This is a genomic window from Rhizobium sp. SL86 (assembly GCF_026672545.1).
Taxonomy (GTDB): Bacteria; Pseudomonadota; Alphaproteobacteria; order Rhizobiales; family Rhizobiaceae; genus Neorhizobium.
The window spans coordinates 527,092-549,242 of the sequence record NZ_JAPPRJ010000009.1 but is presented as its reverse complement, the minus strand read 5'-3'; the positions used below and the strand labels follow the sequence as shown (position 1 = coordinate 549,242).

The 22,151-nt window shown below is 62.7% G+C and carries 22 protein-coding genes; 13 read left to right on the top strand and 9 right to left on the bottom strand.

All coding sequences use genetic code 11. The annotated features are described in order from the left end of the window. Nucleotides 1–55: 55 nt before the first annotated feature. Together OU993_RS25935 and OU993_RS25930 are read left to right on the top strand one after the other, a co-directional pair. Nucleotides 56–424 (top strand): Hpt domain-containing protein, encoded by a 369-nt coding sequence (locus tag OU993_RS25935; RefSeq protein WP_268161809.1) that lies wholly within the window; start codon nt 56–58, stop codon nt 422–424. 144 nt (nt 425–568) lie between these two features. Beyond that, nucleotides 569–889, top strand: coding sequence for a 2Fe-2S iron-sulfur cluster-binding protein (locus OU993_RS25930; protein ID WP_268161807.1), 321 nt, complete (start codon nt 569–571; stop codon nt 887–889). A 431-nt stretch (nt 890–1,320) separates the two neighbouring features. Here the strand turns inward: OU993_RS25930 and OU993_RS25925 are convergent, their stop codons facing one another. Beyond that, the gene (locus OU993_RS25925; protein ID WP_268161805.1) at nt 1,321–1,938 is read right to left on the bottom strand and encodes a DUF922 domain-containing Zn-dependent protease; all 618 of its coding nucleotides are present in this window, start codon (nt 1,936–1,938) and stop codon (nt 1,321–1,323) included. A 109-nt stretch (nt 1,939–2,047) separates the two neighbouring features. On the opposite strand from OU993_RS25925, the gene folP reads away from it, so the two are divergent. Genes folP through folK form a run of 3 tightly spaced genes read left to right on the top strand, consistent with a single transcriptional unit; the run spans nt 2,048 to nt 3,793 of the window. Next, complete coding sequence (gene folP, locus OU993_RS25920) at nt 2,048–2,917, top strand: dihydropteroate synthase (protein ID WP_268161803.1); 870 nt, start codon at nt 2,048–2,050, stop codon at nt 2,915–2,917. After that, entirely contained in the window at nt 2,914–3,279 is a 366-nt protein-coding gene (gene folB, locus OU993_RS25915; RefSeq protein ID WP_268161801.1) for a dihydroneopterin aldolase, read from the top strand. The genes folP and folB overlap by 4 nt, the downstream gene beginning before the upstream one ends. Before the next feature lie 10 nt (nt 3,280–3,289). Next, nucleotides 3,290–3,793 (top strand): 2-amino-4-hydroxy-6-hydroxymethyldihydropteridine diphosphokinase, encoded by a 504-nt coding sequence (gene folK, locus OU993_RS25910; protein ID WP_268161799.1) that lies wholly within the window; start codon nt 3,290–3,292, stop codon nt 3,791–3,793. A gap of 2 nt (nt 3,794–3,795) precedes the next feature. Here the strand turns inward: folK and OU993_RS25905 are convergent, their stop codons facing one another. The 4 genes from OU993_RS25905 to OU993_RS25890 all read right to left on the bottom strand — a co-directional run bounded on the left by OU993_RS25905 (nt 3,796) and on the right by OU993_RS25890 (nt 7,935). Then, on the bottom strand, nt 3,796–4,350 hold the full coding sequence (locus tag OU993_RS25905) for a hypothetical protein (protein WP_268161797.1): 555 nt from the start codon (nt 4,348–4,350) through the stop codon (nt 3,796–3,798). A gap of 103 nt (nt 4,351–4,453) precedes the next feature. Beyond that, nucleotides 4,454–5,524, bottom strand: coding sequence for a YcjF family protein (locus OU993_RS25900; RefSeq protein WP_268161795.1), 1,071 nt, complete (start codon nt 5,522–5,524; stop codon nt 4,454–4,456). Then, nucleotides 5,521–6,993 carry a YcjX family protein gene (locus OU993_RS25895; RefSeq protein WP_268161794.1) on the bottom strand — a complete coding sequence of 491 codons (1,473 nt, stop codon included), beginning with the start codon at nt 6,991–6,993 and terminating at the stop codon, nt 5,521–5,523. Before OU993_RS25895 ends, OU993_RS25900 begins: the two co-directional genes overlap by 4 nt. A gap of 39 nt (nt 6,994–7,032) precedes the next feature. Beyond that, nucleotides 7,033–7,935: a LysR substrate-binding domain-containing protein gene (locus OU993_RS25890; protein WP_268161793.1), complete on the bottom strand. Its 903-nt coding sequence runs from the start codon at nt 7,933–7,935 to the stop codon at nt 7,033–7,035. A gap of 84 nt (nt 7,936–8,019) precedes the next feature. On the opposite strand from OU993_RS25890, the gene OU993_RS25885 reads away from it, so the two are divergent. Then, nucleotides 8,020–8,403, top strand: coding sequence for a tautomerase family protein (locus OU993_RS25885; RefSeq protein WP_268161792.1), 384 nt, complete (start codon nt 8,020–8,022; stop codon nt 8,401–8,403). An 81-nt stretch (nt 8,404–8,484) separates the two neighbouring features. Then, on the top strand, nt 8,485–9,003 hold the full coding sequence (locus OU993_RS25880; protein WP_268162539.1) for an HIT family protein: 519 nt from the start codon (nt 8,485–8,487) through the stop codon (nt 9,001–9,003). On the opposite strand, the gene OU993_RS25875 is transcribed toward OU993_RS25880, so the two are convergent. Beyond that, a complete protein-coding gene (locus OU993_RS25875; RefSeq protein ID WP_268161791.1) occupies nt 8,993–9,502 on the bottom strand; it encodes a SixA phosphatase family protein in 510 nt (169 codons plus the stop codon). The genes OU993_RS25880 and OU993_RS25875 overlap by 11 nt on opposite strands. Before the next feature lie 274 nt (nt 9,503–9,776). On the opposite strand from OU993_RS25875, the gene dksA reads away from it, so the two are divergent. Next, the gene (dksA, locus tag OU993_RS25870; RefSeq protein WP_062554305.1) at nt 9,777–10,196 is read left to right on the top strand and encodes an RNA polymerase-binding protein DksA; all 420 of its coding nucleotides are present in this window, start codon (nt 9,777–9,779) and stop codon (nt 10,194–10,196) included. Nucleotides 10,197–10,318: 122 nt separating this feature from the next. On the opposite strand, the gene OU993_RS25865 is transcribed toward dksA, so the two are convergent. Further along, the gene (locus tag OU993_RS25865) at nt 10,319–11,440 is read right to left on the bottom strand and encodes a flagellar biosynthetic protein FliO (RefSeq protein ID WP_268161789.1); all 1,122 of its coding nucleotides are present in this window, start codon (nt 11,438–11,440) and stop codon (nt 10,319–10,321) included. Between the two features lie 353 nt (nt 11,441–11,793). Here OU993_RS25865 and cckA point away from each other — a divergent pair, with 353 nt between their 5' ends. From cckA to OU993_RS25840, 5 genes are all read left to right on the top strand, one after another. Continuing rightward, a complete protein-coding gene (cckA, locus tag OU993_RS25860) occupies nt 11,794–14,406 on the top strand; it encodes a cell cycle histidine kinase CckA (RefSeq protein ID WP_268161786.1) in 2,613 nt (870 codons plus the stop codon). Nucleotides 14,407–14,632: 226 nt separating this feature from the next. Beyond that, nucleotides 14,633–15,721: a recombinase RecA gene (gene recA / locus OU993_RS25855; protein ID WP_268161783.1), complete on the top strand. Its 1,089-nt coding sequence runs from the start codon at nt 14,633–14,635 to the stop codon at nt 15,719–15,721. A gap of 165 nt (nt 15,722–15,886) precedes the next feature. Beyond that, the gene (alaS, locus tag OU993_RS25850) at nt 15,887–18,547 is read left to right on the top strand and encodes an alanine--tRNA ligase (protein ID WP_268161782.1); all 2,661 of its coding nucleotides are present in this window, start codon (nt 15,887–15,889) and stop codon (nt 18,545–18,547) included. 115 nt (nt 18,548–18,662) lie between these two features. Then, entirely contained in the window at nt 18,663–19,532 is an 870-nt protein-coding gene (gene ttcA, locus OU993_RS25845; protein WP_268162538.1) for a tRNA 2-thiocytidine(32) synthetase TtcA, read from the top strand. Between the two features lie 9 nt (nt 19,533–19,541). Beyond that, nucleotides 19,542–20,357 (top strand): inositol monophosphatase family protein, encoded by an 816-nt coding sequence (locus tag OU993_RS25840; protein ID WP_268161781.1) that lies wholly within the window; start codon nt 19,542–19,544, stop codon nt 20,355–20,357. A gap of 85 nt (nt 20,358–20,442) precedes the next feature. On the opposite strand, the gene OU993_RS25835 is transcribed toward OU993_RS25840, so the two are convergent. Together OU993_RS25835 and grxD are read right to left on the bottom strand one after the other, a co-directional pair. Then, nucleotides 20,443–21,648, bottom strand: coding sequence for a multidrug effflux MFS transporter (locus OU993_RS25835; protein WP_268162537.1), 1,206 nt, complete (start codon nt 21,646–21,648; stop codon nt 20,443–20,445). 132 nt (nt 21,649–21,780) lie between these two features. Beyond that, on the bottom strand, nt 21,781–22,116 hold the full coding sequence (gene grxD, locus OU993_RS25830; protein ID WP_268161780.1) for a Grx4 family monothiol glutaredoxin: 336 nt from the start codon (nt 22,114–22,116) through the stop codon (nt 21,781–21,783). Between the last annotated feature and the right edge of the window lie 35 nt (nt 22,117–22,151).

The following is a 22,151-nucleotide window of genomic DNA, read 5'->3' as shown; positions in this document are numbered from 1 at the left end:
ATAGGCACGGGAGCCCGGTCAGCATCGGGTCCTGTTGGAACAAGGGATAGATTTCATGTCTGCGGCCACTATCGCGTTCGAGGCTCCCGACAATGCACGCGGCGCCCACACGCCCAAGGCACGACCGATCGATCTGGTGCATCTTGCCGTCCAGACGATGGGGGACAAGGTGCTTGAGGTGGAGGTGCTCAACCTCTTTACCCGGCAGGCCCGTATTGCGCTGCATGAAATCGCGCAGTTCGACAATGACGGTGTATCGGCAAGCGCCCATCGGCTGAAAAGTGCCGCCAACGGCGTCGGTGCCTTCGTCGTGGCCGCGGCGGCCGGCAAGCTCGAGGCGTCGCCGGGTGATGCTGCACTGCGTGCAGCCGTGGCGGCTGCCGTGCTGGACGCGGAAAACTTCATCCTGAAGCTGATGCGCTGAAGAGACGAGCGGCGGGTGAAACCCTTCTGGCGCACCTGACAGATGCGCTTGATTGCCAAAGCACGCGACATCCCCATAGATTGACTGAGGCGGCGATTTGTCGGAAGACGGACGCCGCTTTTTGTTCAGTTTCAGGATGAAGACATGACCAAGCTTACCATCGTTGCCTTCGACGGCACCCGCTTTGACCTCGACGCGGAACAGGGTTCCACGGTCATGGAGAATGCGGTGCGCAATTCCGTGCCGGGCATCGATGCCGAATGCGGCGGTGCCTGTGCCTGTGCCACCTGTCATGTCTATGTCGACGATGCCTGGACGGGCATCGTCGGCGGACCGGAGCCGATGGAAGAGGACATGCTGGATTTCGCCGTCGATGTCCGCCCGACGTCGCGGCTCTCCTGTCAGATCAAAATCACGCCGGCGCTGGACGGCCTGGTCGTCCACGTGCCGGAACGCCAGGGCTGACTCCTGTTCCTGTTTGCCTCTGCGCCAAAAAATAGCCTCGCTGCGCTGATGAGAGCGTCGAGCGAGGCTGAGGTGGGCGTATCGCCTGCAGGCGCGGGAGGAGTCACCTGTGGCACAAAGACACGCCGGGAGAACGCCGGAGCAACACTCGACTGACTTTCGCACCACCTGGGTGCCGAACGCTTGGACCTGGCAATGGCTGCCGAAACCGGATTGGTCGTTGCCGCATGCGCCGCCTCACATGCGGCAACCGACCCGATCACCGAAGACCTCGTCTCTCGAGCTGCTTCAGTGATTTCGAATATATTAGCGTCGGATCACATTTGCTATTGGAAGAAGTCACCGGTCATTCACCGTAGGAGGCGCAGGTTTCGCGCAAGCTTCGTGCGGCAGCCACCGTTTCGGTGGAGGGAAGGGCGGTGCAATCGGTGTCAATCCGTGAGGCCGGCCCGGTTTTTCAGGAGACGCATCATCCGGGCGTCGAAGTTCTTCGATTCGATGATATCGAATCGCAGCTGTTCCTTGTCATGATCATCAACGATGCGGCGTGTGGTTTCCGACACGCGTTTTTCCATCTGTGTGCAGTCGGAGGCCGGAGCGAGGTCGCGAAGCGTGGCTTCCAGCGTTCTCGCATAGGTGCGGGCGATCTCCGCGTGGCGTTCCTCGTGCCGTTTGATGTCGGCGGCCAGTGTGTCCCAGATCACGCCGAGAGAACCATTCGCCTGTGAGCGGTTCTTCCAGCGCGGCAGGATGATCTTCGTTGAGAGCGTAACCTTGACCTCGCCGACCGAACAGCGCCGATCCGTCTCCAGATAGGTGATCTCGCCGCCGAACTTGATCTCGGTTGCGCCGGGATGGCGAAAGCCGGTGCTCTTGGTGAGCGGGCCGCGGCGGCTGAGCTCATTGTCGAGATCTTCCGCCGTTCGTCCGGCAATGGTGAAATAGGAATAGCTCTTGGAAATCAGGGGGCTCGCAGAGGGTATCCCCGGCAGCACGACAAGCGCGACGGCAGCCCAGAGAAAGGCTTGGCGGGGGCGGACGGCAGACATAGTGGGCCTTGCGAGATTGAGTTTGGCGAGAGCTTGGGGCATAGCGCATAACATCGCAACAGAACCTTGCGAAAATGTTCGTGACCAGAATCGATTGGAACCTTTCTCCTTGACCCTTGCCGGTGAGACAGTTTGGCAGCTTGGCCATGGCCGCAGCCTATCGCTTGGCGCGCACGGCCATCTGATGGCCATCATCAACTGCACGCCCGATTCCTTCTCCGACGGCGGGCGGCATGCGGGGGTGGAGGCTGCCGTTGCGCATGCGCTCGCCTGCGTCGAAGAGGGGGCATCGATCCTCGATATCGGCGGCGAATCGACCCGGCCGGGCGCTGAGCCGGTCTCGGCGCAAGAGGAACAGGCCCGTGTGCTGCCGGTGATCGAGGCGCTTTCTCGGCAAACCGAAGCGCTGATCTCCATCGATACCTACCGGGCCGAGACGGCACGGCTGGCGGTTGCTGCCGGTGCCCATATCGTCAACGACGTCTATGGGCTTCGCTACGATGCGCGGATGGCAGAGGTGGTGGCGACCTCCGGCGCCGGGCTCGTCATGATGCATACCGGCCGCGGCCGCGCGGCGGAAAAGCTGGATGACGTGATCGCCGACCAGGACCTGTTTTTTTCGACCTCGCTGAAGATCGCGGACGAGGCCGGCATCGGCCGCGCGCGCATCGTGCTCGACCCCGGTTTCGGTTTTGCCAAGGACCGCGAGGAGGATCTGGCGCTGATGGCGCGCTTCGAGGCGCTGCAGGCGCTTGGATTTCCGCTGCTCGCCGGAACCTCGCGCAAGCGGTTCATCGGTGCGATTACCGGGCGTGACGTGCCGGCAGACCGCGACGTGGGAACGGCTGCCACGACGGCGCTGTTGCGCATCAAGGGCGCGCATATCTTCCGTGTTCATGCGATAGCGCCCAATCGGGACGCGCTTTTGATGGCCGATGCCATGCTCGCCGCCAGCCTGCGGCAGGAGAGACATTCGTGACAACCTATACGATCACCATGAAAAATTGCGCCTTTTATGCGCGCCACGGCGTGCTGAAGGAAGAATCGGTGCTCGGCCAGCGCTTCTTCATCGACGCTGAGCTCGATGTGCCGGTGAGTGCCGCGCTCACCGATGACGATCTCTCCGCCACCCTGCATTACGGCCATGCCTTCGGTGTGATCGAAGAGGTGGTGACGAAGACGAGACGGGCGCTGATCGAGGCGCTGGCCAACGATATCGCACTTGCACTGTGCGCCCGATTCCCGGTCATCCGGCGCGCAGCGATTACCGTGCGCAAACCGAGCGTGCCGATCCCCGGCATTCTCGATTACGTGGAGGTGCGCGTTGAGCACCGCCCGTGAGGAGACTGGCATGATCCGCGCGGCCCTCGGGTTTGGCGGCAATCTGGGCGATCCGCGTCAAGCCATGGCCGAGGCGCTACGGATTTTTGATAGCCGGCCGGACTGTCGCGTCGTGGCAGTATCCCGGCTCTACCGCACGCCGCCCTGGGGCAAGACAGACCAGGCGGATTTCTTCAACGCCTGCGCCTTGATCGATACAGAGCTTTCGCCGAAGGCGCTCCTCGACCTCTGTCTCGACATCGAGCGCGGCATGAAGCGGGTGCGCATCGAGCGCTGGGGGCCGCGCACGATCGATATCGACGTTCTGACCTATGGCGAAAAGACCGTGCACGAGGAGGGGCTCGACATTCCGCATCCGCGCATGGTGGAACGTGGCTTCGTGCTGATGCCGCTTGCCGATATCGCCCCGGATCTTCCGGTGATGGGCCAAACGATAACGGCCTGGCTGAGCCAGGCCGATCGATCGGGCATTGTCGTGGCGGATGCCACCAACGACTGGTGGCGTCAGCGGTAGGATTACGGCTTGATCGAACCGACCGCCATCTGGTCCATGTCGCGGGTGAGCGCCAGGCCAATCACCGGCACCATCTGGTCCTCGACCTTGACGGAAATCGTCACGTTCAGCGCATTGTTGTCCTGCATGCGGGCGATCATCGCACCGTTCAGCTTCGCCCGGTTGATGCCGACGACGATCTTGTCGCCATTGACGGCGCCGGAGACGATGTCGAGGCCCTTGCCGTCGGCGCCGTCGAGGAACTTGCCCTTGTAGGTGCTGCCCGTCTGGGTGATGACGGCGCTCATCGGCTGCTTAAAGACGCCGACGCGGCAGGTGCCGTCGAGCTTGATTCCGGCATCGCCATCCGTGGTCGGCTCGCCGATCAGGTTGCAGGTGAACTTGGTGCCCTTGTATTTGCCGGCGACGATTTCACCCGGACCCTTCCAGGCGCCGGCTGCGCTTTCGAAGAAGACCTTGTCGCGCGAGGCGGCGCCGGCAGGCTGCGTAGCGGCAAAAGCGGCGATGGAGGTGGCGGCGATGAGCCCGACTTTCGGCGAAAAGATGCGCGAGACCATAAAACTTTCCTTGGGCGAGCGGCGTGCTGAACAGCGTTAACAATAGCCCCGGAATGGTTAATGAGCGGTTGAAGTCTCGCCTTCGGACACGGTTCGGCGCCGCTCAGGGCGTTCGTTTTACGCCCGGTGCGATATCGGACAGAAAGTCACCGACGCCTGGACGCTTCAGCGCCTTGAAGGGAAGCGGGCGGCAGAGATCCATCGCGGCAATGCCGATTCGGGCCGTTAAAAGCCCGTTGATGACGCCTTCGCCGAGCCTTGTGGAGAGTTTTGCCGCCAGGCCGTGACCGAGCACCTGCTGGGCCAGACTGTCGCCGACGGCAATCGAACCGGTGACGGCAAGATGGGCGATCACGTCGCGCAGGAGGCGCAACAGGCCGAGCGTTCCGGGGCGTCCACCGTAAAGTTCTGCCATGGCGCGCACCAGCCGCGTGACCTCAAACAGCACGTAGGCGAGATCCACCACGGCGCGCGGACTGACGGCGGTGACGACGGAGGTGCGTTTGGAGGCGCCGAGAATGAGAAGGCGCGCCTGCCGGTCGAGCGGCGCCAGCAACTCGCGTTCGGTAAGCTCCAGCAGCTGCGGCGCATCGATGACGTCGTCCTTCGTCTCGGCGAGCAGCGCCCGGCCCTTGGCGGTTTCCGCCCGGTGGGCAAGCAGGCCTTCCAGCCGGCCAACCAGATGGCGTGCCGCCTTTGGTGCCGTTCGGGCAGAAATCTCAAGCGCTTCCCCCTTCAGCGACTGGACGGCGCCGAGCCGCATCAGGCCGATGATTTCCCGCCCGACGACAACGGCAAGTCCGACGACCGCGAGGGAGACGGCGGCGATTGCCAGATAACCCAGCCAGTCGGCGCGTGAAAACAGGTCACGGATGACCTGGTCGGCCCAGAGCCAAAAGGCCATGGAGAGAAAAGCGGTCAGCGCGCCGAGCGCCAGCTTGCCCCAGGAAAAGCCGCGGCGCCTGGGTTTGGCAATCGCAAGCTCCGCTTCGCTGAGCTCCGGTGGTGTGACGAAAGGATCATCGGCATCGGCGGTCAGTTCAAAACCGTCATCGAAGGCCTGTGGCGCACGCCGGACGGATTTTGTCTCGCCGCCGGCATCGATGTCGAAGGCGCCGGGACGGCGGGTGCCGGTCTCGGTTCGTGTGCCCGGTGTCTTGTCGTTGTTCCTCATGCCAGCCGGTCTCCGAACAGAAATTCCAGGGCCCGGTCGAGCCGGATATGCGGCACCGAGAGCGTCGCGCCACCCGATTCCTCCAGCTCCGGAGGCCGGAAACGGACGATATTCAAATGCGGTAACGGCATATCTTCAGAGATTGAGTCCGGTACCTGAAAAAGTGAATCCGGTTTTTCCGGCAAGTCACCGGGAAATATGGCTGTTTTCCGTTTTCCGTCAAAGATTTCGCCATTGATGCGTTCGCCCGCCATCGGCGTGCCGGTGATGACGGGAAGCGTTTCGCCGCCATGGCGCACCGTGCCTTCGCGGGTGGCGCGGACCGATGCGATCGCCATGACATCGATGCCGGCACCCGACATGCCGATGCGATGGATGGCGCGATCCACCAGCCGACGCGTGAGCGCCTCCAGCCGGTCATGGCTTTCGTGATGCAGGTGATCCGCCTTGGTGGCTGCGACCAGCACCTTGTCGATCCGCCGGCCGAGCAGCGACGAAAGGATGGAATTGGAGCCCGGGCGGAAACAGGCGAGCACATCCGACAAAGCCCGTTCGAGATCGGCCAGCGCTTCCGGCCCGCGGTTCAGCGCCTGCAGCGCATCGATGAGCACGATCTGCCGGTCGAGCCGGGCAAAGTGTTCGCGGAAGAAGGGTTTGACCACCACCGACTTATAGGCCTCGAAGCGGCGTTCCATCATGGCACCGAGCGTGCCCTTTTCGAAGCGCGCCTCGCCGAGATCCGGCAGCGGTGCGAAGGTGAGGGCGGGCGAGCCATCCAGATCACCCGGCATCAGGAAACGGCCGGGCGGCAGCGTGGAGAGCGAGCGTTCGTCCGCTTTGCAGGCCCTGAGATAGGCGGCAAAGGCCTCTGCCAGCCGTTTGGCGGTCATCTCGTCGGCCGGGGCGGAGGGGTCGACGCTTTTTGCCAGCGCCAGCCAGTGTTCGGCGAGTTCCCGGCGGATGCCGCGGGAGGCGAGATCGACCGTTGCGGCGCTGAACGTCCGGTAATCCTGGCCGAGTAGGGGCAGGTCCAGCAGCCATTCGCCCGGATAATCAACGATATCGATGGACAGGCGCCCGGCGGAGAAGAGCCGGCCCCAGCCGCTGGCGCTCTGGTAATCGATCGTCAGCCTGAGTTCGGAGATCGCTCGGGTGGAATCCGGCCAGACACGTTCGCGCACCAGCGCCTGGATGTGGTCCTCGTACTGGAAACGCGGGATGGCATCGTCCGGCTGCGGTTCGAGCCTGACGGAGGAGACGCGACCGGAGCGCAGCGCCTCGAACAGCGGCAGGCGGCCGCCATGCAGAAGATTGTGGACGAGCGAGGAGATGAACACCGTCTTGCCGGCGCGCGACAGGCCGGTGACGCCCAGCCGGATCGTCGGATGCACAAGGCCTGCGGCACGATCCGTCAGGTTGTCGAAGGCAATCAGGGCATCGTCTTTGAAGGAGGTGAGGGATGGCGGCAAGGCAGGAACCCGGTGCTGTTTCTGATCCCTATATAGAGATCATGGCGGCGGGAAAAAGGTAAGCGTCAGCGCTTTGCAGGCAGACGCTCGAGGATCTCTCGTTCGAGGGCCCGGGCGGCCCGGCGACGTTTTGGTGTTGGCGTGCAGCACGAGCGTGATCTTTCCGAGATCCGGTAGGCCCGCGGACAGAGGCGCGAGTGCGGGGGGAAGATTTTCGCAGGTTCTGGCCGTCACCCCAAGACCGGCCCGGACCGCGGCGTAGAGTCCGCTCAGGCTTCGGCTGGTGAAGGCGGGCCACCAGGCAATTCCGGCACGATCAAGGCTTGTCGTTGCACGGTCGCGAAAGCCGCAGGGCGGATCGAACAAAACGAGCGGCAGAGGTTTCGACGCATCGTGGCGCCAGTCGGACGCCGCGATAAAGACCATATCCTGTTCGACGACGGGCCGGGCTTGAGGCGCGTCCGGGTTTGCCCATGTGAGTGCGAGGTCGAGTTTGCCGCTCTGGAAATCGGCTTGCAGGTGAGCGCCGCTGTCCACCCTTGCCTCCAGCCGCACGGCGGGATGCATATCGGCAAAGCGGGCGAGCAAAGGCGGCAGCCAGGTCTCGGCCAGATCCTCCGGAATGCCGAGACGAACCTGCCCATCAAGGGCAGTTACCTGCGACAGGGCGGAAAAGGCTTCGTCATTCAACGTTAGCAGGCGCCGCGCGTAACCGAGCAAGAGTTCGCCCGTTTCGGTCGGCACAAGTCCGCGTCCCTGCCTGCGCAACAAAGGTTGCCCCACCTGTTCTTCCAGCTTGCGCATCTGCAGACTGATTGCGGACGCGGAACGGCCCAACCGGTCGCCGGCACGCGCAAAGCTGTTGAGTTCCAGGCCCGTGACAAAGGTGCGGAGCACATCGAGTTCGAAGGTCTGTCGCGACCAATTGTTCAGTTTTTCCAAACCCAGAGTTCCATGGTTTCAAATTTTCGAAGTGACTGTGCCCGCGTAAGGTCATCGCGTCAATCGGACCGAGGAGAAGATGAGATGCCCTTCATTCATATCAGGCTTGCCGGCGAAACTGATGCGCGGCAGGATTATCGTAGGCTGCAGAAGGATGTGACGGCCCTGATCGCCGATGTCCTGAACAAACGCGCCGATCTGACGTCGGTGCTGGTCGATCCTGTGGATGTCTCCCGCTGGTCAATCGGCGGCGAGGCAATTCAGGCTGGCGCGCATCTCGACGCCTACATCACGCGCGGGACCAACACGGATGAGGAAAAGCAAACCTTCATCGCCGGGGCTCATGCGCTTCTGGAGCGCTTCTGCGGTGGGAGCCTGCCGCTCGCGACCTATGTCGTCATCCACGAGATCGATGCCGAAGCCTGGGGGTATGGCGGCAGGACGCAGGCGGCGCGGCGTGGCGTTTAGGGGGGCGCATGTTAGGATCGTCTTGGCCCGGTATCGGACCGGGCCTTCCGACGTCAGGAGGCAGGTTTGCGAGCGCCCGCAGTGGAGATCCCCCGGCAGTTCCATCTGATGGAAACGGAGCACTGGCTCGTCAACCACCGTATGAACTCGGCCTTGCCCGGTTATCTGATGATCGGCTCGAAGCGGGACGAAGATGATCTGGCGGCTCTTTGTCCGGAAGCGCTGGCCGAGCTTGGTCCGCTTCTGGCCCTTGTCCAGCGTTTTTTACGGGAACGGCTGAGCGCGGGGCGTGTCTATCTCGGACGTTTCGGTCATACGCCCGGCTTTGCCGTGCATTTTCACGCGATACCGGTCTATGGCTGGGTTGAGCAGGCTTTCCTGCAGGATGTTCGCTACCGGGCGCTGGACGGTTTGCGCCGGGCGGATCTCGGGCATGCGCCAGATGGAGCGGATCTGACGCTGTATGTGACCCGCGAATTTTGCGAACGTACGCCGCCGGCGCCGATCGAGGGGCCGGGCGTTGATGTGGTCATGGCCTTGGCGCGTCGTGAATTGCCGGATCTTGCAACAGTACTTGGTCTGGTGCCGGTCAGGCGGTGATAAAATCCTTCACCGTCCAGGTGCCGGCCATGGCCTGGTGGGGGCCACCGTGCTCCAGCACGGCAAGGCCCGCCGTCGGGTAACCGCTCGGAATGAGGGCCGCCATGCGGTCCGGCCCCAGAAGTGCTTCCAGAAGCTCCTCGAGTGTCGGGTTATGGCCGATGATCATCACGGAGCGGACGTGCTTCTGGCCCGTCAGCACTTCGAGATACACATCGAGCGGGGCGTTGTAGAGGCTGTCGATGGCGGAGATTTCCAGATCCTCGCCAAACGCCCTGTGGATGGCGTCCGCCGTCTGCCGGCAGCGCAGCGCGGTCGACGACAGGATGAGGTCCGGGGCGGGGTGCCGGTCGGCCGCCTTGACCGCCACGAGCTCCGCCTCGGCGAAACCGTGGTCGTCGAGCGGACGGTCGAAATCGCGTCCGCCGGGTTGAGGCCAGGCCGCACGGGCGTGGCGGAGCAGAAAAATGCGAAACGGAGGTGGATCAAGAACGAGCATTTTTTGGTCTTCGCGCACGGTGGCCAAGAGCTTCGAGTAGCCTGTTGTGCCGATGTCCGTCAACCGTCCCGAAATGGGGCGCAACTTTTCCCGAAGGCGAACGGATGTCAGCCTGAACATTTGTCAGTTTTACTGAAAACGCATAAGGAATAGCCAGTTAGCCGATTTTTGTGTCAGTTTTAAAAATGCCTAAATGCTGGTCCCAAGGCTTGAATCAGCGGGTAGGAATGGAGTATAGGACCCGGCGTGAGAGCTGTTCTTCAGGAGAATCGCGTTGAGTGAGAAGATCGACCTTAGCAGCTACGTCCTCTCGGAAGATGAAGAGTTCATGAATGCCAATCAGCGGGCATACTTCCGAGCCAAGCTCATAGCCTGGAAAAATGATATCCTGAGAGAAGCGCGCGAAACGCTCGACCACCTTGCTGAAGAAAGCGCAAACCATCCCGATCTCGCCGACCGGGCATCCTCCGAAACCGACAGGGCCATCGAACTTCGTGCCCGCGACCGCCAGAGAAAGCTGATCTCCAAGATCGACGCCGCTCTGCAGCGCATCGAAGATGGTACCTACGGTTATTGCGAGGAAACCGGCGAACCGATCGGTTTGAAGCGACTCGATGCACGGCCGATCGCGACGCTTTCGATCGAGGCGCAGGAACGCCACGAACGTCGGGAAAAGGTCTACCGGGACGAATAGGCCCGGTCGGCAGATAATCCGACCTCAGAAATTTCCAGGCACGCCCTTGTTGCGTGCCTTTTTTATTGTCGGCTGCACGGCAGAGCCGTCAAGGTTTTGTTGTGAGTTGCACGGCAGAGCCGTCACGGGCGGTCGTCGCGGGTGACCGACATCTCGCCGAAGATGCGCGCCACTTCCTGCTGCAGCGATGGTTCCGGCGAGGCGCCGGTGAGGCGCGGATTGGCGGGGTCGCGGCGGGGAAGCGCGCCGGCAGGCGCGGCGTGCACCTCGGCGAGGTTGTTGGCCATCTCTTCTTCGAGGATCCGGTCGAAATCGCTGCCGAGCCCGCGTGGGGCCTGGGGTTCCGGCTGAGTGGCCGGGGGGGATGGCCGGTCGAGTTCTGCCCCGACGTTTGCAGGCATAGGGGCGGTTTGTTGCGGTGTGCGGTCGAGCGCCGGCTGGAAGACCCGCCGGCGCGCGGCATCGAGCGCATCGCTTGCCGCACCGATATCGGGCACATCCGCCGGTGCGGCCTGTCGGGCGGGTGCCGGCGGTTCGATCTCGGTGACGGTTTCGCGGGCCGGTTCCGGTTTCGGCGGTTGGGCCGGCTCTGCCAGACGCGGTTCTGGCAGGCGAGGTTCCGGCTGCGGCGTGGCCGGGGCGGTGATCATGGCGGACGGCGCCGGGTTTGACCGCTCGGAGGCCGCGATGGCCGGCTCGACCTTGGTGGCGACCGGGGATTTCTGCTCGCGGCGGGGGGCTGCGGCGACAGACGCGGTGGCAGAGGCGGGCGCCGCAAGCACACGCTCGCGCAGCGAGGCCGTTGCGGCCGGTTCAAGGGCAGGCATGGCCGCGGCAGTCGGCGCCGACAATTGCGGCTGGCGGGCCGGCGCCTGCAGGCGTGGCTCCGGCGCCGGTTGCGCAAAACCTGCCGTTTCCTGATCCTGCGGCGTGTGCGGGACGGGTCTTGCCGGCATGGCACCAATGCCGCTTTCGATCACCACATCCGTCGGGCCGCCGATCATCACCAAATGTTCGACGTCGTCGCGGCGGATCAGCACGATGCGGCGGCGGGCATCGACCGCTGCGGCATCGAGAACCTGCAGGCGCGGCTGGCGGTTTTTACCGCCACGCAGAAAGGGCGCCGGGCCGGTTCTGCGGCGCATCATCATCAAAACGACGAACAGGCAGAGCAGACCGAGCCCGACGCCGGCGATTGCGATGAACAGCCTGCTGCCGTAATCGCTCATCAGATCCTCGATCATGCGCTCGTTCTCCTTCGTATCCTCGTCACTCTTGCCGGGCTTTCGGCGAAAATGCCAGAGCCGCCCGGTTTCTTCCCGTCTTCTGTGTCATCCGCAACACCTGGAGACACGTCACGCGCATCGCAAGGCTGCGGCAAGCCAGCGCGAGGATACCGGAGATTGAGGTCTTCGCGCGGCAAAGACGGCATTCGTGCACGAATATGGACGGTGCGGCGGGCGGAGCAAGAGCAGTTGCGGCATCTTCAACGGGTTTCTGCGTCGTGGCGCTTTTTGCCTGCCCCGCAACTTGCTAAGGAAGACTGGTGGACCGATTCCATGGCCGTCCTTCGCGACTGGTCGAAATGCGAGGTATGATGACGAAGTCGCAGCCGGCCGGCAGCTACGATGCCCCACTGGTGGACCGCGGCAGGCGGGGCGGAACCGTTTTGCGCCTGCTTGTGCTGGCGCTGGTGTTGATTGGCGTCTCCATCGCCTTCGTCATCTTCAAGGGTGCCATGGACAACGAGGTGGTGCTTGGCATCCTCGGCGTTCTGGCCATGGTCGGCATCTTTTTTGTCGTTTCCTCCATCATCGGCCTTGTCGAGGTGATGCCGCAATCGCGTTCCGACGAGTTTGCCGGTGGTTATCTGGCAAGCCATCCGGACGGTATCCTGATCACCGATCCGCGCGGGCGTATTCTGTATGCCAATGCCGCCTATGGCCGGCTGACCGGGGCGACGAAGGCCGCGAACGCGCAATCGCTCGAGGCGCTGCTTTCCAAGAACCGCGAGGCGACGGAAGCGCTCTACCGGCTGACGGCCGCCTTGCGCGAAGGGCGCGAGGGCCACGAGGAATTTCGCCTGCTGAAACCGCTCGGGCGCAATTCCGCCAGCGGTTCCGGTGCACACTGGTACCGACTGAAGGCGAGGCTTCTGACCTCGCCGCAGCAGAAATCACCGCTCGATGTGTGGCAGATCGCCGACATCACCTCCGAGCGCGAGGAGCAGGAACGTTTCTTCCGCGAGCTGCAGAACGCCATCGATTATCTCGATCATGCGCCGGCTGGTTTCTTCTCCGCCGGCAAGAAGGGCGAGGTCTTTTATCTCAACGCGACGCTTGCCGAATGGCTGGGCCTCGACCTCACCAAATTCGCCGCCGGATCGATGACGATTGCCGACATGGTGGCGGGCGAGGGCATGGCGCTGATCCAGTCCGTGCAGGCCGGTCCCGGCCAGACGCGCACCGAGACGCTCGATCTCGACCTTCGCCGCGCCAATGGCCAGAGCCTGCCCGTGCGGCTGGTGCACAGCGTGTCGTCCATGCGCGACGGCGCGCCCGGCGAAAGCCGCACGATCGTTCTGGCGCGGCCGAAGGGCGAGGGGGCGGACCAGTCCGCTTCGGCCATGCGCTTTACCCGTTTCTTCAACAACACGCCGATGGCGATTGCCTCGATCGGCCGCGACGGCCGGATCCTGCGCATCAATGCGCCGTTCCTGCGCCTGTTTGCCGGCGTTGTCTCCCGCGATGAGGTGGAGACCGGCGTGACGCTGGACGCCATCGTGCATGACAGCGCGCGCGCCGATCTGGAGCGGGCGCTGGCCGCCGCCAAGGACCGCCAGGGCGATATCGCGCCCATCGACTGCCGCCATCCCGGCGACGAGACCCGCCACGTGCGCTTCTACGTGAATGCCGTGATCGACGAGAGCGACGAGGCACCGGAAGAGGTGGCGATCGTCTACGCCGTCGAGACTACCGAGCAAAAGGCGCTCGAGACGCAGATGGCGCAGACGCAGAAGATGAATGCGGTCGGCACGCTGGCCGGCGGCATCGCGCATGACTTCAACAATGTGCTGACGGCGATTCTTCTGTCGTCCGACCATCTTCTCCTGCAGGCGCGGCCCTCCGACGCGAGTTTCGCCGATCTGATGGAGATCAAGCGTAATGCCAACCGTGCCGCCGTTCTGGTGCGCCAGTTGCTCGCCTTCTCGCGCAAACAGACGATGCGGCCCGCCGTCCTCAACCTCACCGATGTGGTGGGGGACCTGCGTATGCTGGTTGACCGGCTGATTTCCGGCACCAATGTGAAGCTGGAGGTGGATTACGGCCGCGACCTCTGGCCGGTGCGCACCGACCTGTCGCAGTTCGAGCAGGTGCTGATCAACCTCTGCGTCAATGCCCGCGATGCCATGCCGAGTGGTGGGCAGATCCGCATCCGCACCCGCAATGTGGAGGCTGCGGAAGCGGCAGGGTTTGCCAATGCCCGCCTTCCGGCAGAAGATTTCGTGATGGTGGAAGTGGCCGACAGCGGTACCGGCATTCCACCCGAAATCATGGACAAGATTTTCGAGCCCTTCTTCACCACGAAGGAAGTGGGCAAGGGGACCGGCCTCGGCCTGTCGATGGTCTACGGCATCGTCAAGCAGTCCGGCGGATACATCTATCCCGAATCGGAAGTCGGCAAGGGCACCACCTTCCGTGTCTTCCTGCCGCGCCATGTGCCGGAGGTGAAACCGATCGAGGAAAGCTCGGCCGGAAACGCGTCCGCCGGTGAACAGCCGCCGGTTGCCGCCGTGGCCGCGACCCCGGCCAGCCAGGATGTCGACCTGACCGGCAATTCCGCCGTCGTGCTGCTCGTCGAGGACGAGGAGGCTGTGCGTCGCGGCGGAAAACGCATGCTCGAGACACGCGGTTACACCGTGCACGAGGCCGGTTCCGGCACGGAAGCGCTCGACATCATGGAGGAACTTGACGGCAAGGTGGATATCGTCGTCTCCGACGTGGTGATGCCGGAGATGGACGGGCCGAGCCTGCTGCGCGAACTGCGCAAGACCTATCCGGATCTCAAGTTCATCTTCGTTTCCGGTTATGCGGAGGATGCCTTTGCCCGGAACCTGCCCGCCGATGCGAAGTTCGGATTCCTGCCAAAACCGTTTTCGCTGAAGCAGCTGGCGGTGGCCGTGCGCGAAATGCTGGACCGCAAGGATTGATCTCTGCTGCTGGCGAATCGACGGAGTGAAACGGGGCTCTGGTCCCGTGGCTTCGGCCAATGCTGCCTGATTCAGAACAACGGGCGGACGAAAAGAGAACACTCGTGAGATTTGTTCGAAATTTCAGGGCCTTAGGCGGGCCTTGCAAAACGAGAACAAAAAGAGTACATATCAGTCATCGGATGTTTGTTGCCCGCCGGGCTGCAATAACCTAAAGGTGGATCAGATGGCACAGAATTCATTGCGGCTGGTAGAGGACAAGACGGTGGATAAAAGCAAGGCGCTGGAGGCGGCCCTTTCGCAGATCGAACGTTCCTTCGGTAAGGGTTCGATCATGAAACTCGGCGCGAACGAGAGCGTGGTCGAGATCGAGACGGTGTCGACGGGCTCGCTTAGCCTCGATATCGCACTTGGCATTGGTGGCCTTCCCAAGGGCCGTATCATCGAGATCTATGGCCCGGAAAGCTCGGGCAAGACGACGCTGGCATTGCAGACGATCGCGGAAGCCCAGAAGAAGGGCGGCATCTGCGCCTTTGTCGACGCCGAACATGCGCTTGATCCGGTCTATGCCCGCAAGCTCGGTGTGGATCTGCAGAACCTCCTGATCTCGCAGCCGGATACCGGCGAACAGGCGCTGGAAATCACCGATACGCTGGTGCGTTCCGGTGCGGTCGATGTGCTGGTTGTCGATTCGGTTGCAGCTTTGACGCCGCGCGCCGAAATCGAAGGCGAAATGGGCGACAGCCTGCCGGGCCTGCAGGCGCGCCTGATGAGCCAGGCGCTGCGCAAGCTGACCGCCTCGATCTCGCGTTCCAAGTGCATGGTCATCTTCATCAACCAGATCCGCATGAAGATCGGCGTCATGTTCGGCTCGCCGGAAACGACGACAGGCGGCAATGCGTTGAAATTTTATGCCTCCGTGCGCCTCGATATCCGCCGCATCGGTGCGGTGAAGGAACGTGAAGAGGTTGTCGGCAACCAGACCCGCGTCAAGGTCGTCAAGAACAAGATGGCGCCGCCCTTCAAGCAGGTGGAATTCGACATCATGTATGGCGAAGGTGTCTCGAAGACCGGGGAACTGGTCGATCTCGGTGTGAAGGCGGGCATCGTGGAAAAGTCCGGTGCCTGGTTCTCCTACAACAGCCAGCGGCTGGGGCAGGGGCGTGAAAACGCAAAGACCTTCCTGCGCGACAATCCGGAACTGGCACGCGAGATCGAGATGGCGCTGCGCCAGAATGCCGGCCTGATCGCCGAGCGTTTCCTGGAGAATGGTGGTCCGGATGCCAATGATGGCGATGGGGACGCCGACGCCTGATCGGGCGCTTCATTCATCCCTCGAATTCGCAAGCCGGCCGTGCATCGCAGGAAGATGGACGGCCGGCTTTTTGTCGTGCTGGACAGGGTCCGGCTGGAACGATAAAAGCCAGTGGTTTTTGACGCGGTAAAACCGCCCGGCGGGCGGGGGAACAAGGGCTGTTGCATGAGTGGCGTGAATGAAATCCGGTCGACCTTCCTCGACTATTTCCGGAAAAACGGTCACGAGGTGGTTTCCTCGAGCCCGCTGGTGCCGCGCAACGACCCGACGCTGATGTTCACCAATGCCGGCATGGTGCAGTTCAAGAACGTCTTCACCGGTCTTGAATCGCGGCCCTATTCCACGGCGACCACCTCGCAGAAGGTCGTGCGCGCCGGCGGCAAGCACAACGATCTGGACAATGTCGGTTATACCGCACGACACCTGACCTTCTTCGAAATGCTCGGCAACTTCTCGTTCGGCGATTATTTCAAGGATCGGGCGATCGAACTCGCCTGGAACCTGGTCACCAAGGGGTTCGACCTGCCGAAGGAGCGCCTGCTCGTTACCGTCTATGCCGAGGATGAAGAGGCAGCCGCACTGTGGAAGAAGATCGCCGGACTGTCGGACGACAAGATCATCCGCATTCCGACCTCCGACAATTTCTGGCAGATGGGCGATACCGGCCCCTGCGGCCCCTGCTCGGAAATATTCATCGACCAGGGCGAGCATGTCTGGGGCGGCCCGCCCGGTTCGCCGGAGGAGGATGGCGACCGCTTCCTCGAATTCTGGAACCTGGTTTTCATGCAGTTCGATCAGGCGGCGCCTGGCGAACGGACGCCGCTGCCGCGCCCGTCGATCGATACCGGCATGGGCCTGGAGCGCATGGCCTGCATCCTGCAGGGTGTTTCGAGTGTTTTCGACACCGACCTCTTCAAGGCGCTGATTGCCGCAACCGAGGACGTCGTCGGCGTGAAGGCCGAAGGCGACCAGGCTGCAAGCTTCCGCGTGATTGCCGATCACCTGCGCTCGTCGGCCTTCCTGATTGCCGACGGTGTGCTGCCGTCGAATGAAGGCCGCGGCTACGTGCTGCGCCGAATCATGCGCCGCGCCATGCGCCACATGCAGCTGCTCGGCGCGCGCGAGCCGCTGATGTATCGCCTGCTGCCGGCGCTTGTCGGCGAAATGGGCCGTGCCTATCCGGAGCTTGGCCGCGCCGAGGCGCTGATCTCAGAAACGCTGAAGCTCGAGGAAGGCAAATTCCGCACGACGCTGGCGCGGGGTCTGTCGCTGCTTTCCGATGCGACGGAGACGCTCAACAAGGGCGATTCGCTCGACGGCGAAACCGCTTTCAAGCTCTATGACACCTATGGTTTTCCGCTCGATCTGACGCAGGATGCGTTGCGCGCCCGCGGCATCGGCGTAGACCTGACCGGCTTTAACGATGCGATGCAGCGCCAGAAGGCGGAAGCGCGCGCCAACTGGGCGGGCTCCGGCGAAAAGGCGACAGAAGGCGTGTGGTTCGAACTGAAGGAAAAGTTCGGCGCCACCGAATTCCTCGGTTACGACACCGAAAGCGCCGAGGGCGTGGTGCAGGCGATCGTGCGCGATGGCGTCGTGGTGAACGAGGCCAAGGCTGGCGAGACCGTGCAGATCGTCGTCAACCAGACGCCGTTTTATGGCGAATCCGGTGGCCAGATGGGCGATACCGGGATCATGTCCACCGATGGCGCCAAGCTGTCGGTGACGGATACGCAGAAGAAGGGGGAAGGTATCTTCGTCCATTCGGCAACTGTCTCCGAAGGCTCTCTCAAGGTCGGCGATGCGGTGGTGCTGACGGTCGATCACGCTCGTCGTTCGAAGCTGCGCGCCAACCATTCGGCGACCCACCTGCTGCACGAGGCGCTGCGTGAGGTGCTCGGCACCCATGTGGCGCAGAAGGGCTCGCTGGTGGCACCGGAGCGCCTGCGCTTTGACGTCTCGCATCCGAAGCCGATGTCGGCGGAAGAACTGCAGAAGGTCGAGGATATGGCGAACGCCATCATCCTGCAGAATGCGCCGGTCACCACCCGCCTGATGAGCGTCGATGACGCGATTGCTGAAGGCGCCATGGCGCTGTTCGGCGAAAAATACGGTGACGAAGTGCGCGTCGTGTCGATGGGCACTGGCATCGAAGGTTCCAAGGCCGGCAAGGCCTATTCCATCGAACTCTGCGGCGGCACGCATGTCGCCTCCACCGGCGAGATCGGCATCGTGCGGGTTCTCGGCGAAAGCGCCGTCGGTTCCGGCGTGCGCCGTATCGAGGCGGTGACGGGTGAGGGCGCGCGCGCCTATCTGTCCGAACAGGACGAACGGGTGAAGGCGCTTGCCTCCGTGCTGAAGGTGCAGCCGGCCGAGCTTCTGCCGCGCGTCGAGGCGCTGATGGAAGAGCGCAAGAAGCTCGAGAAGGAACTGGCGGATGCGCGCCGCAAGCTTGCCATGGGCGGCGCCCAGGGCGGTGGTGCGGAGGAGGTGCGCGAGGTTGCCGGCGTCAAATATCTCGGCAAGGCCGTGTCCGGCGTCGATGCCAAGGACCTGAAGGGTCTGGTGGACGAAGCGAAGACCGGTCTCGGCTCCGGTGTGGTCCTGCTGATCGCGGTCAGCGAAGACGGCAAGGCCAGTGCCGTGGTCGGTGTCACGGCGGATCTAACGGCGCGTCTCAGCGCCGTTGATCTGGTGCGTGTCGCGTCTGTGGCGCTCGGTGGCAAGGGTGGCGGTGGTCGTCCGGACATGGCCCAGGCCGGCGGGCCGGATGGCGACAAGGCGGATGCCGCGATCGAGGCGGTCGCTGCGGCGATCGCCGGCTGATCGCCAGCGCAGCCCGGATGGAATGTGCGATGGACCGGGTGGCTGATCCGGTCCGGCAATCGATGAGGAGAAGTCTGTGACGCTGGATGGTATGACCGATGAGATCGGCAGCGGGATGGGCGATGACACCGTTGGTGGGCCTGATGGCCTGCCTGCGGATGGTGATGGTTTCCTGCATGGGCTGTATGCCCAAGCGCCACAGACGACGGCCTTCAACAAGCTGCGCAAGCGGCTGTTGCGCCAGGTGCGCCAGGCGATCGACGATTTTGGCATGCTGAAGGACCAGCGCCGCTGGCTGATTGGCCTCTCTGGCGGCAAGGACAGCTATTCGCTGCTCGCGCTTCTGATGGATCTCCAGTGGCGCGGGCTGTTGCCGGTCGAACTCGTTGCCTGCAACCTCGATCAGGGCCAGCCGAATTTTCCCAAACACATCCTGCCGGAGTATCTCGCCGGCATCGGCGTGAAACACCGCATCGAATATCGCGACACCTATTCGGTGGTGAAGGAAAAGGTGCCGGAAGGCGCCACCTATTGTTCGCTCTGTTCGCGTCTGAGACGCGGCAATCTCTATCGCGTGGCGCGCGAAGAGGACTGCGAAGCGCTGGTGCTTGGCCATCACCGCGACGATATTCTCGAAACTTTCTTCATGAACCTCTTCCATGGCGGGAGGCTCGCCGGCATGCCGGCGAAGCTCTTGAACGACGAGGGGGATCTTTTCGTGCTCCGCCCGCTTGCCTATTGCGCGGAAGAGGATCTGGCGAAATTTGCCGCGGCCATGCAGTTTCCGATCATCCCCTGCGATCTCTGTGGTTCGCAGGACGGACTGCAGCGCAATGCGATGAAGCAGATGCTGTCCACGATGGAAGCGCAGATGCCCGGCCGCAAGGACCGGATGCTGCGGGCGCTCGGCCACGTGAACCCGTCGCATTTGCTCGATCCGAAACTGTTTGATTTTGCCTCCCTTTCCCCCTCTCCAAAAGACTGAGGTTTTTCAATGCCGATTGATGTGATGGCGCTGGCGGACGTTTTGCGACGGGCGGCCAAGGCTGAAATTTTGCCGCGGTTTCGCCGCCTCAACCTGGGCGATGTGCGCGCCAAGTCGGAAGCCACCGATCTGGTGACCGAGGCGGATGTGAATGCCGAGCGGGTGATCCGGGCCGAGATCGAGAGGATTGCGCCTCAGGCCCTGTTCATCGGCGAGGAATCGGTCGCGGCCGATCCGGCGCTTTTGTCGAAGCTGAAGGATGCGGAACTGGCGGTGATCGTGGATCCGGTCGATGGCACGTTCAACTTCGCCTCCGGCATCCCGGCCTTCGGGGTCATGGCCTCCGTCGTCTACAGAAACGAGACGGTGGCCGGCATCATCTACGATCCGATGGGTGATGACTGGGTGATCGCGGAAAAGGGCAGCGGGGCTTTCCTGCGTCGGCCGGATGGCGAGGCCATGCGCCTGTCGGTTGCCGACGCAAAACCGCTCGAGGCAATGATCGGCATGGCATCCGCCGGTTATTTCTTCGGCGAGCAGCGCGAGAAGATTCTCAGCAACCTCGCCAAGGTCAGGATGTTCGCCTGTTATCGCTGTGCGGCGCATGAATATCGCACGCTGGTCGGCGGCCATGTCGATTTTGTCATGTACAACAAGCTGATGCCCTGGGACCATCTCGCCGGGACGCTGATTGCGCAGGAGGCCGGCGGCCACGCAGCACGTTTCGACGGCAGCCCCTATCGCCCGACCGATCTCGAAGGCGGCCTGCTGGTGGCGAGCAATCCGGAGAGCTGGCGTATTCTGCGTGATGAGATCATCGCCTGAGGGGCGTTTCTCGGCCAATTGCTGAACGACAAAAGCCCTGGCATCGGTTCGATGCCAGGGCTTTTTGATGTTGAGGGCGGATCAATCAGACCCGCGGGTTATGCGCCTGGAAAAGCTTGCCTTTTTCGGCGATCAGCACGAACAGCAGGCCGACGAATGAGACGGAACAGAAACCGGCCACCATGGGCAGCGCCGTACCGTTGAAGGCCTGCCCGATGACGGCGCCGATTGCGGCGCCGCCGACCGTGCTCATGAAACCGAGGACGGACGAGGCCGTGCCGGCCACGTGGCCAAGCGGCTCCATGGCAAGCGAATTGAAGTTCGCACCGATCCAGCCGAACATGAACATGGCAAGCCCGAAGAAGCTGATGAACAGCAGGAAGGGCATCGGCTGCGGTCCAACGAGCTGGACGAACAGCCACAATGCGTTGATGACGATGAAGGCAAGCAGCGAGGCATGTGACAGGCGCCGCATACCGAAGCGACCGACGAGCTTGGCATTGATGAACGAGGCGAGTGACATGAAGGCTGCGACGGCGGCGAAGGCGACCGGGAACCAGGGGCCGAGGCCATAGATGCCGACATAGACCTGTTGCGCCGAATTGATGAAGCCGAACAGGGCACCGAAGATGAAGGTGGCGGCGATCGTGTAGCACAACGCGATACGGTTGGTGAGGACGATGCGAAAGCCGCCGATAATCGAGGAGAAGGTCAGGGGCCGCACGTCGTTCGGAGACAATGTCTCGGGCAGCCGGATCATCATCCAGGCGAGGATGGCCATGCCCATCACCCCGATGAAGAGGAAAATCAGGTGCCAGTCACCGCCGAGCATGATCAGCTGGCCGGTTCCCGGCGCGATGATCGGCACGATCATGAAGACCATCATGATCAGCGACATGACTTCCGCCATGGCGCGGCCACCGAAGACGTCACGCACGATCGAGACGGTGATGACGCGGGTGGAGGCTGCACCCGCACCCTGGATGAAGCGCAGTGCCAGCAGCCCGCCAAAGGAGGGGATCGCAACGATTGCGAGCGCACAGATGATATATAGCGACAGCCCGAAGATCATCGGCATGCGGCGGCCGAACCGGTCGGAGATCGGGCCGTAAAGCAGTTGCGCAAAACCGAAGCCGAAGAGGTACGAGGAGACGATGAACTGACGCTGGTTGACATCCTCGACTTTGAGCGCTTCGCCGATCTGCTGCAAAGCCGGCAGCATGATATCGATGGCGAGCGCATTCAGGGCCATCAACATGGCCATCATTGCAATGAATTCTGCCTTGCCCATGCCTTTCAGCCGGGGTGGCGCCGCGTTTGTTACGGTGGTCACGTTCTAAATCCTGAAAATACAAAGGCGCCGCGGGATGGCGGCGCCTCGATCTTTATCGATTAAAGCCGGTAGATCCGGCAAGAGGCCCGTTCAGGCAGCGCCGCGAACGGCGATACCCTGTTCCTGGAAATGGCTCTGCAACTCGCCGGACTGGAACATCTCACGCACGATGTCACAGCCGCCGACGAATTCGCCCTTGATGTAGAGCTGCGGGATCGTCGGCCAGTTGGAGTAATCCTTGATGCCCTGGCGGATTTCCTGGTCCGCCAGAACGTTCACGCCCTTATAATCGACGCCGAGGTAATCGAGGATCTGCACGACCTGGCCGGAGAACCCACACTGGGGAAACTGGGGCGTACCCTTCATGAAGAGCACGACATCATTGCCCTTCACTTCGCTGTCGATCAATTCGTGAATTCCGCTCATGGCTCCAATCCTTTCCTTCCCGGGTTCAAGGTCCG

Coding starts and splice junctions, on each gene's coding strand:
- OU993_RS25935 (WP_268161809.1), top strand. CDS start 56: ATGTCTGCGGCCACTATCGCGTTCGAGGCTCCCGACAATGCACGCGGC.
- alaS (WP_268161782.1), top strand. CDS start 15,887: ATGAGTGGCGTGAATGAAATCCGGTCGACCTTCCTCGACTATTTCCGG.
- OU993_RS25900 (WP_268161795.1), bottom strand. CDS start 5,524: ATGAGGAACAACGACAAGACACCGGGCACACGAACCGAGACCGGCACC.
- grxD (WP_268161780.1), bottom strand. CDS start 22,116: ATGAGCGGAATTCACGAATTGATCGACAGCGAAGTGAAGGGCAATGAT.
- OU993_RS25835 (WP_268162537.1), bottom strand. CDS start 21,648: ATGGGCAAGGCAGAATTCATTGCAATGATGGCCATGTTGATGGCCCTG.
- recA (WP_268161783.1), top strand. CDS start 14,633: ATGGCACAGAATTCATTGCGGCTGGTAGAGGACAAGACGGTGGATAAA.
- ttcA (WP_268162538.1), top strand. CDS start 18,663: ATGGGCGATGACACCGTTGGTGGGCCTGATGGCCTGCCTGCGGATGGT.
- cckA (WP_268161786.1), top strand. CDS start 11,794: ATGACGAAGTCGCAGCCGGCCGGCAGCTACGATGCCCCACTGGTGGAC.
- OU993_RS25905 (WP_268161797.1), bottom strand. CDS start 4,350: ATGGTCTCGCGCATCTTTTCGCCGAAAGTCGGGCTCATCGCCGCCACC.
- OU993_RS25875 (WP_268161791.1), bottom strand. CDS start 9,502: ATGCTCGTTCTTGATCCACCTCCGTTTCGCATTTTTCTGCTCCGCCAC.
- OU993_RS25930 (WP_268161807.1), top strand. CDS start 569: ATGACCAAGCTTACCATCGTTGCCTTCGACGGCACCCGCTTTGACCTC.
- OU993_RS25925 (WP_268161805.1), bottom strand. CDS start 1,938: ATGTCTGCCGTCCGCCCCCGCCAAGCCTTTCTCTGGGCTGCCGTCGCG.
- folK (WP_268161799.1), top strand. CDS start 3,290: ATGATCCGCGCGGCCCTCGGGTTTGGCGGCAATCTGGGCGATCCGCGT.
- OU993_RS25840 (WP_268161781.1), top strand. CDS start 19,542: ATGCCGATTGATGTGATGGCGCTGGCGGACGTTTTGCGACGGGCGGCC.
- OU993_RS25885 (WP_268161792.1), top strand. CDS start 8,020: ATGCCCTTCATTCATATCAGGCTTGCCGGCGAAACTGATGCGCGGCAG.
- OU993_RS25865 (WP_268161789.1), bottom strand. CDS start 11,440: ATGATCGAGGATCTGATGAGCGATTACGGCAGCAGGCTGTTCATCGCA.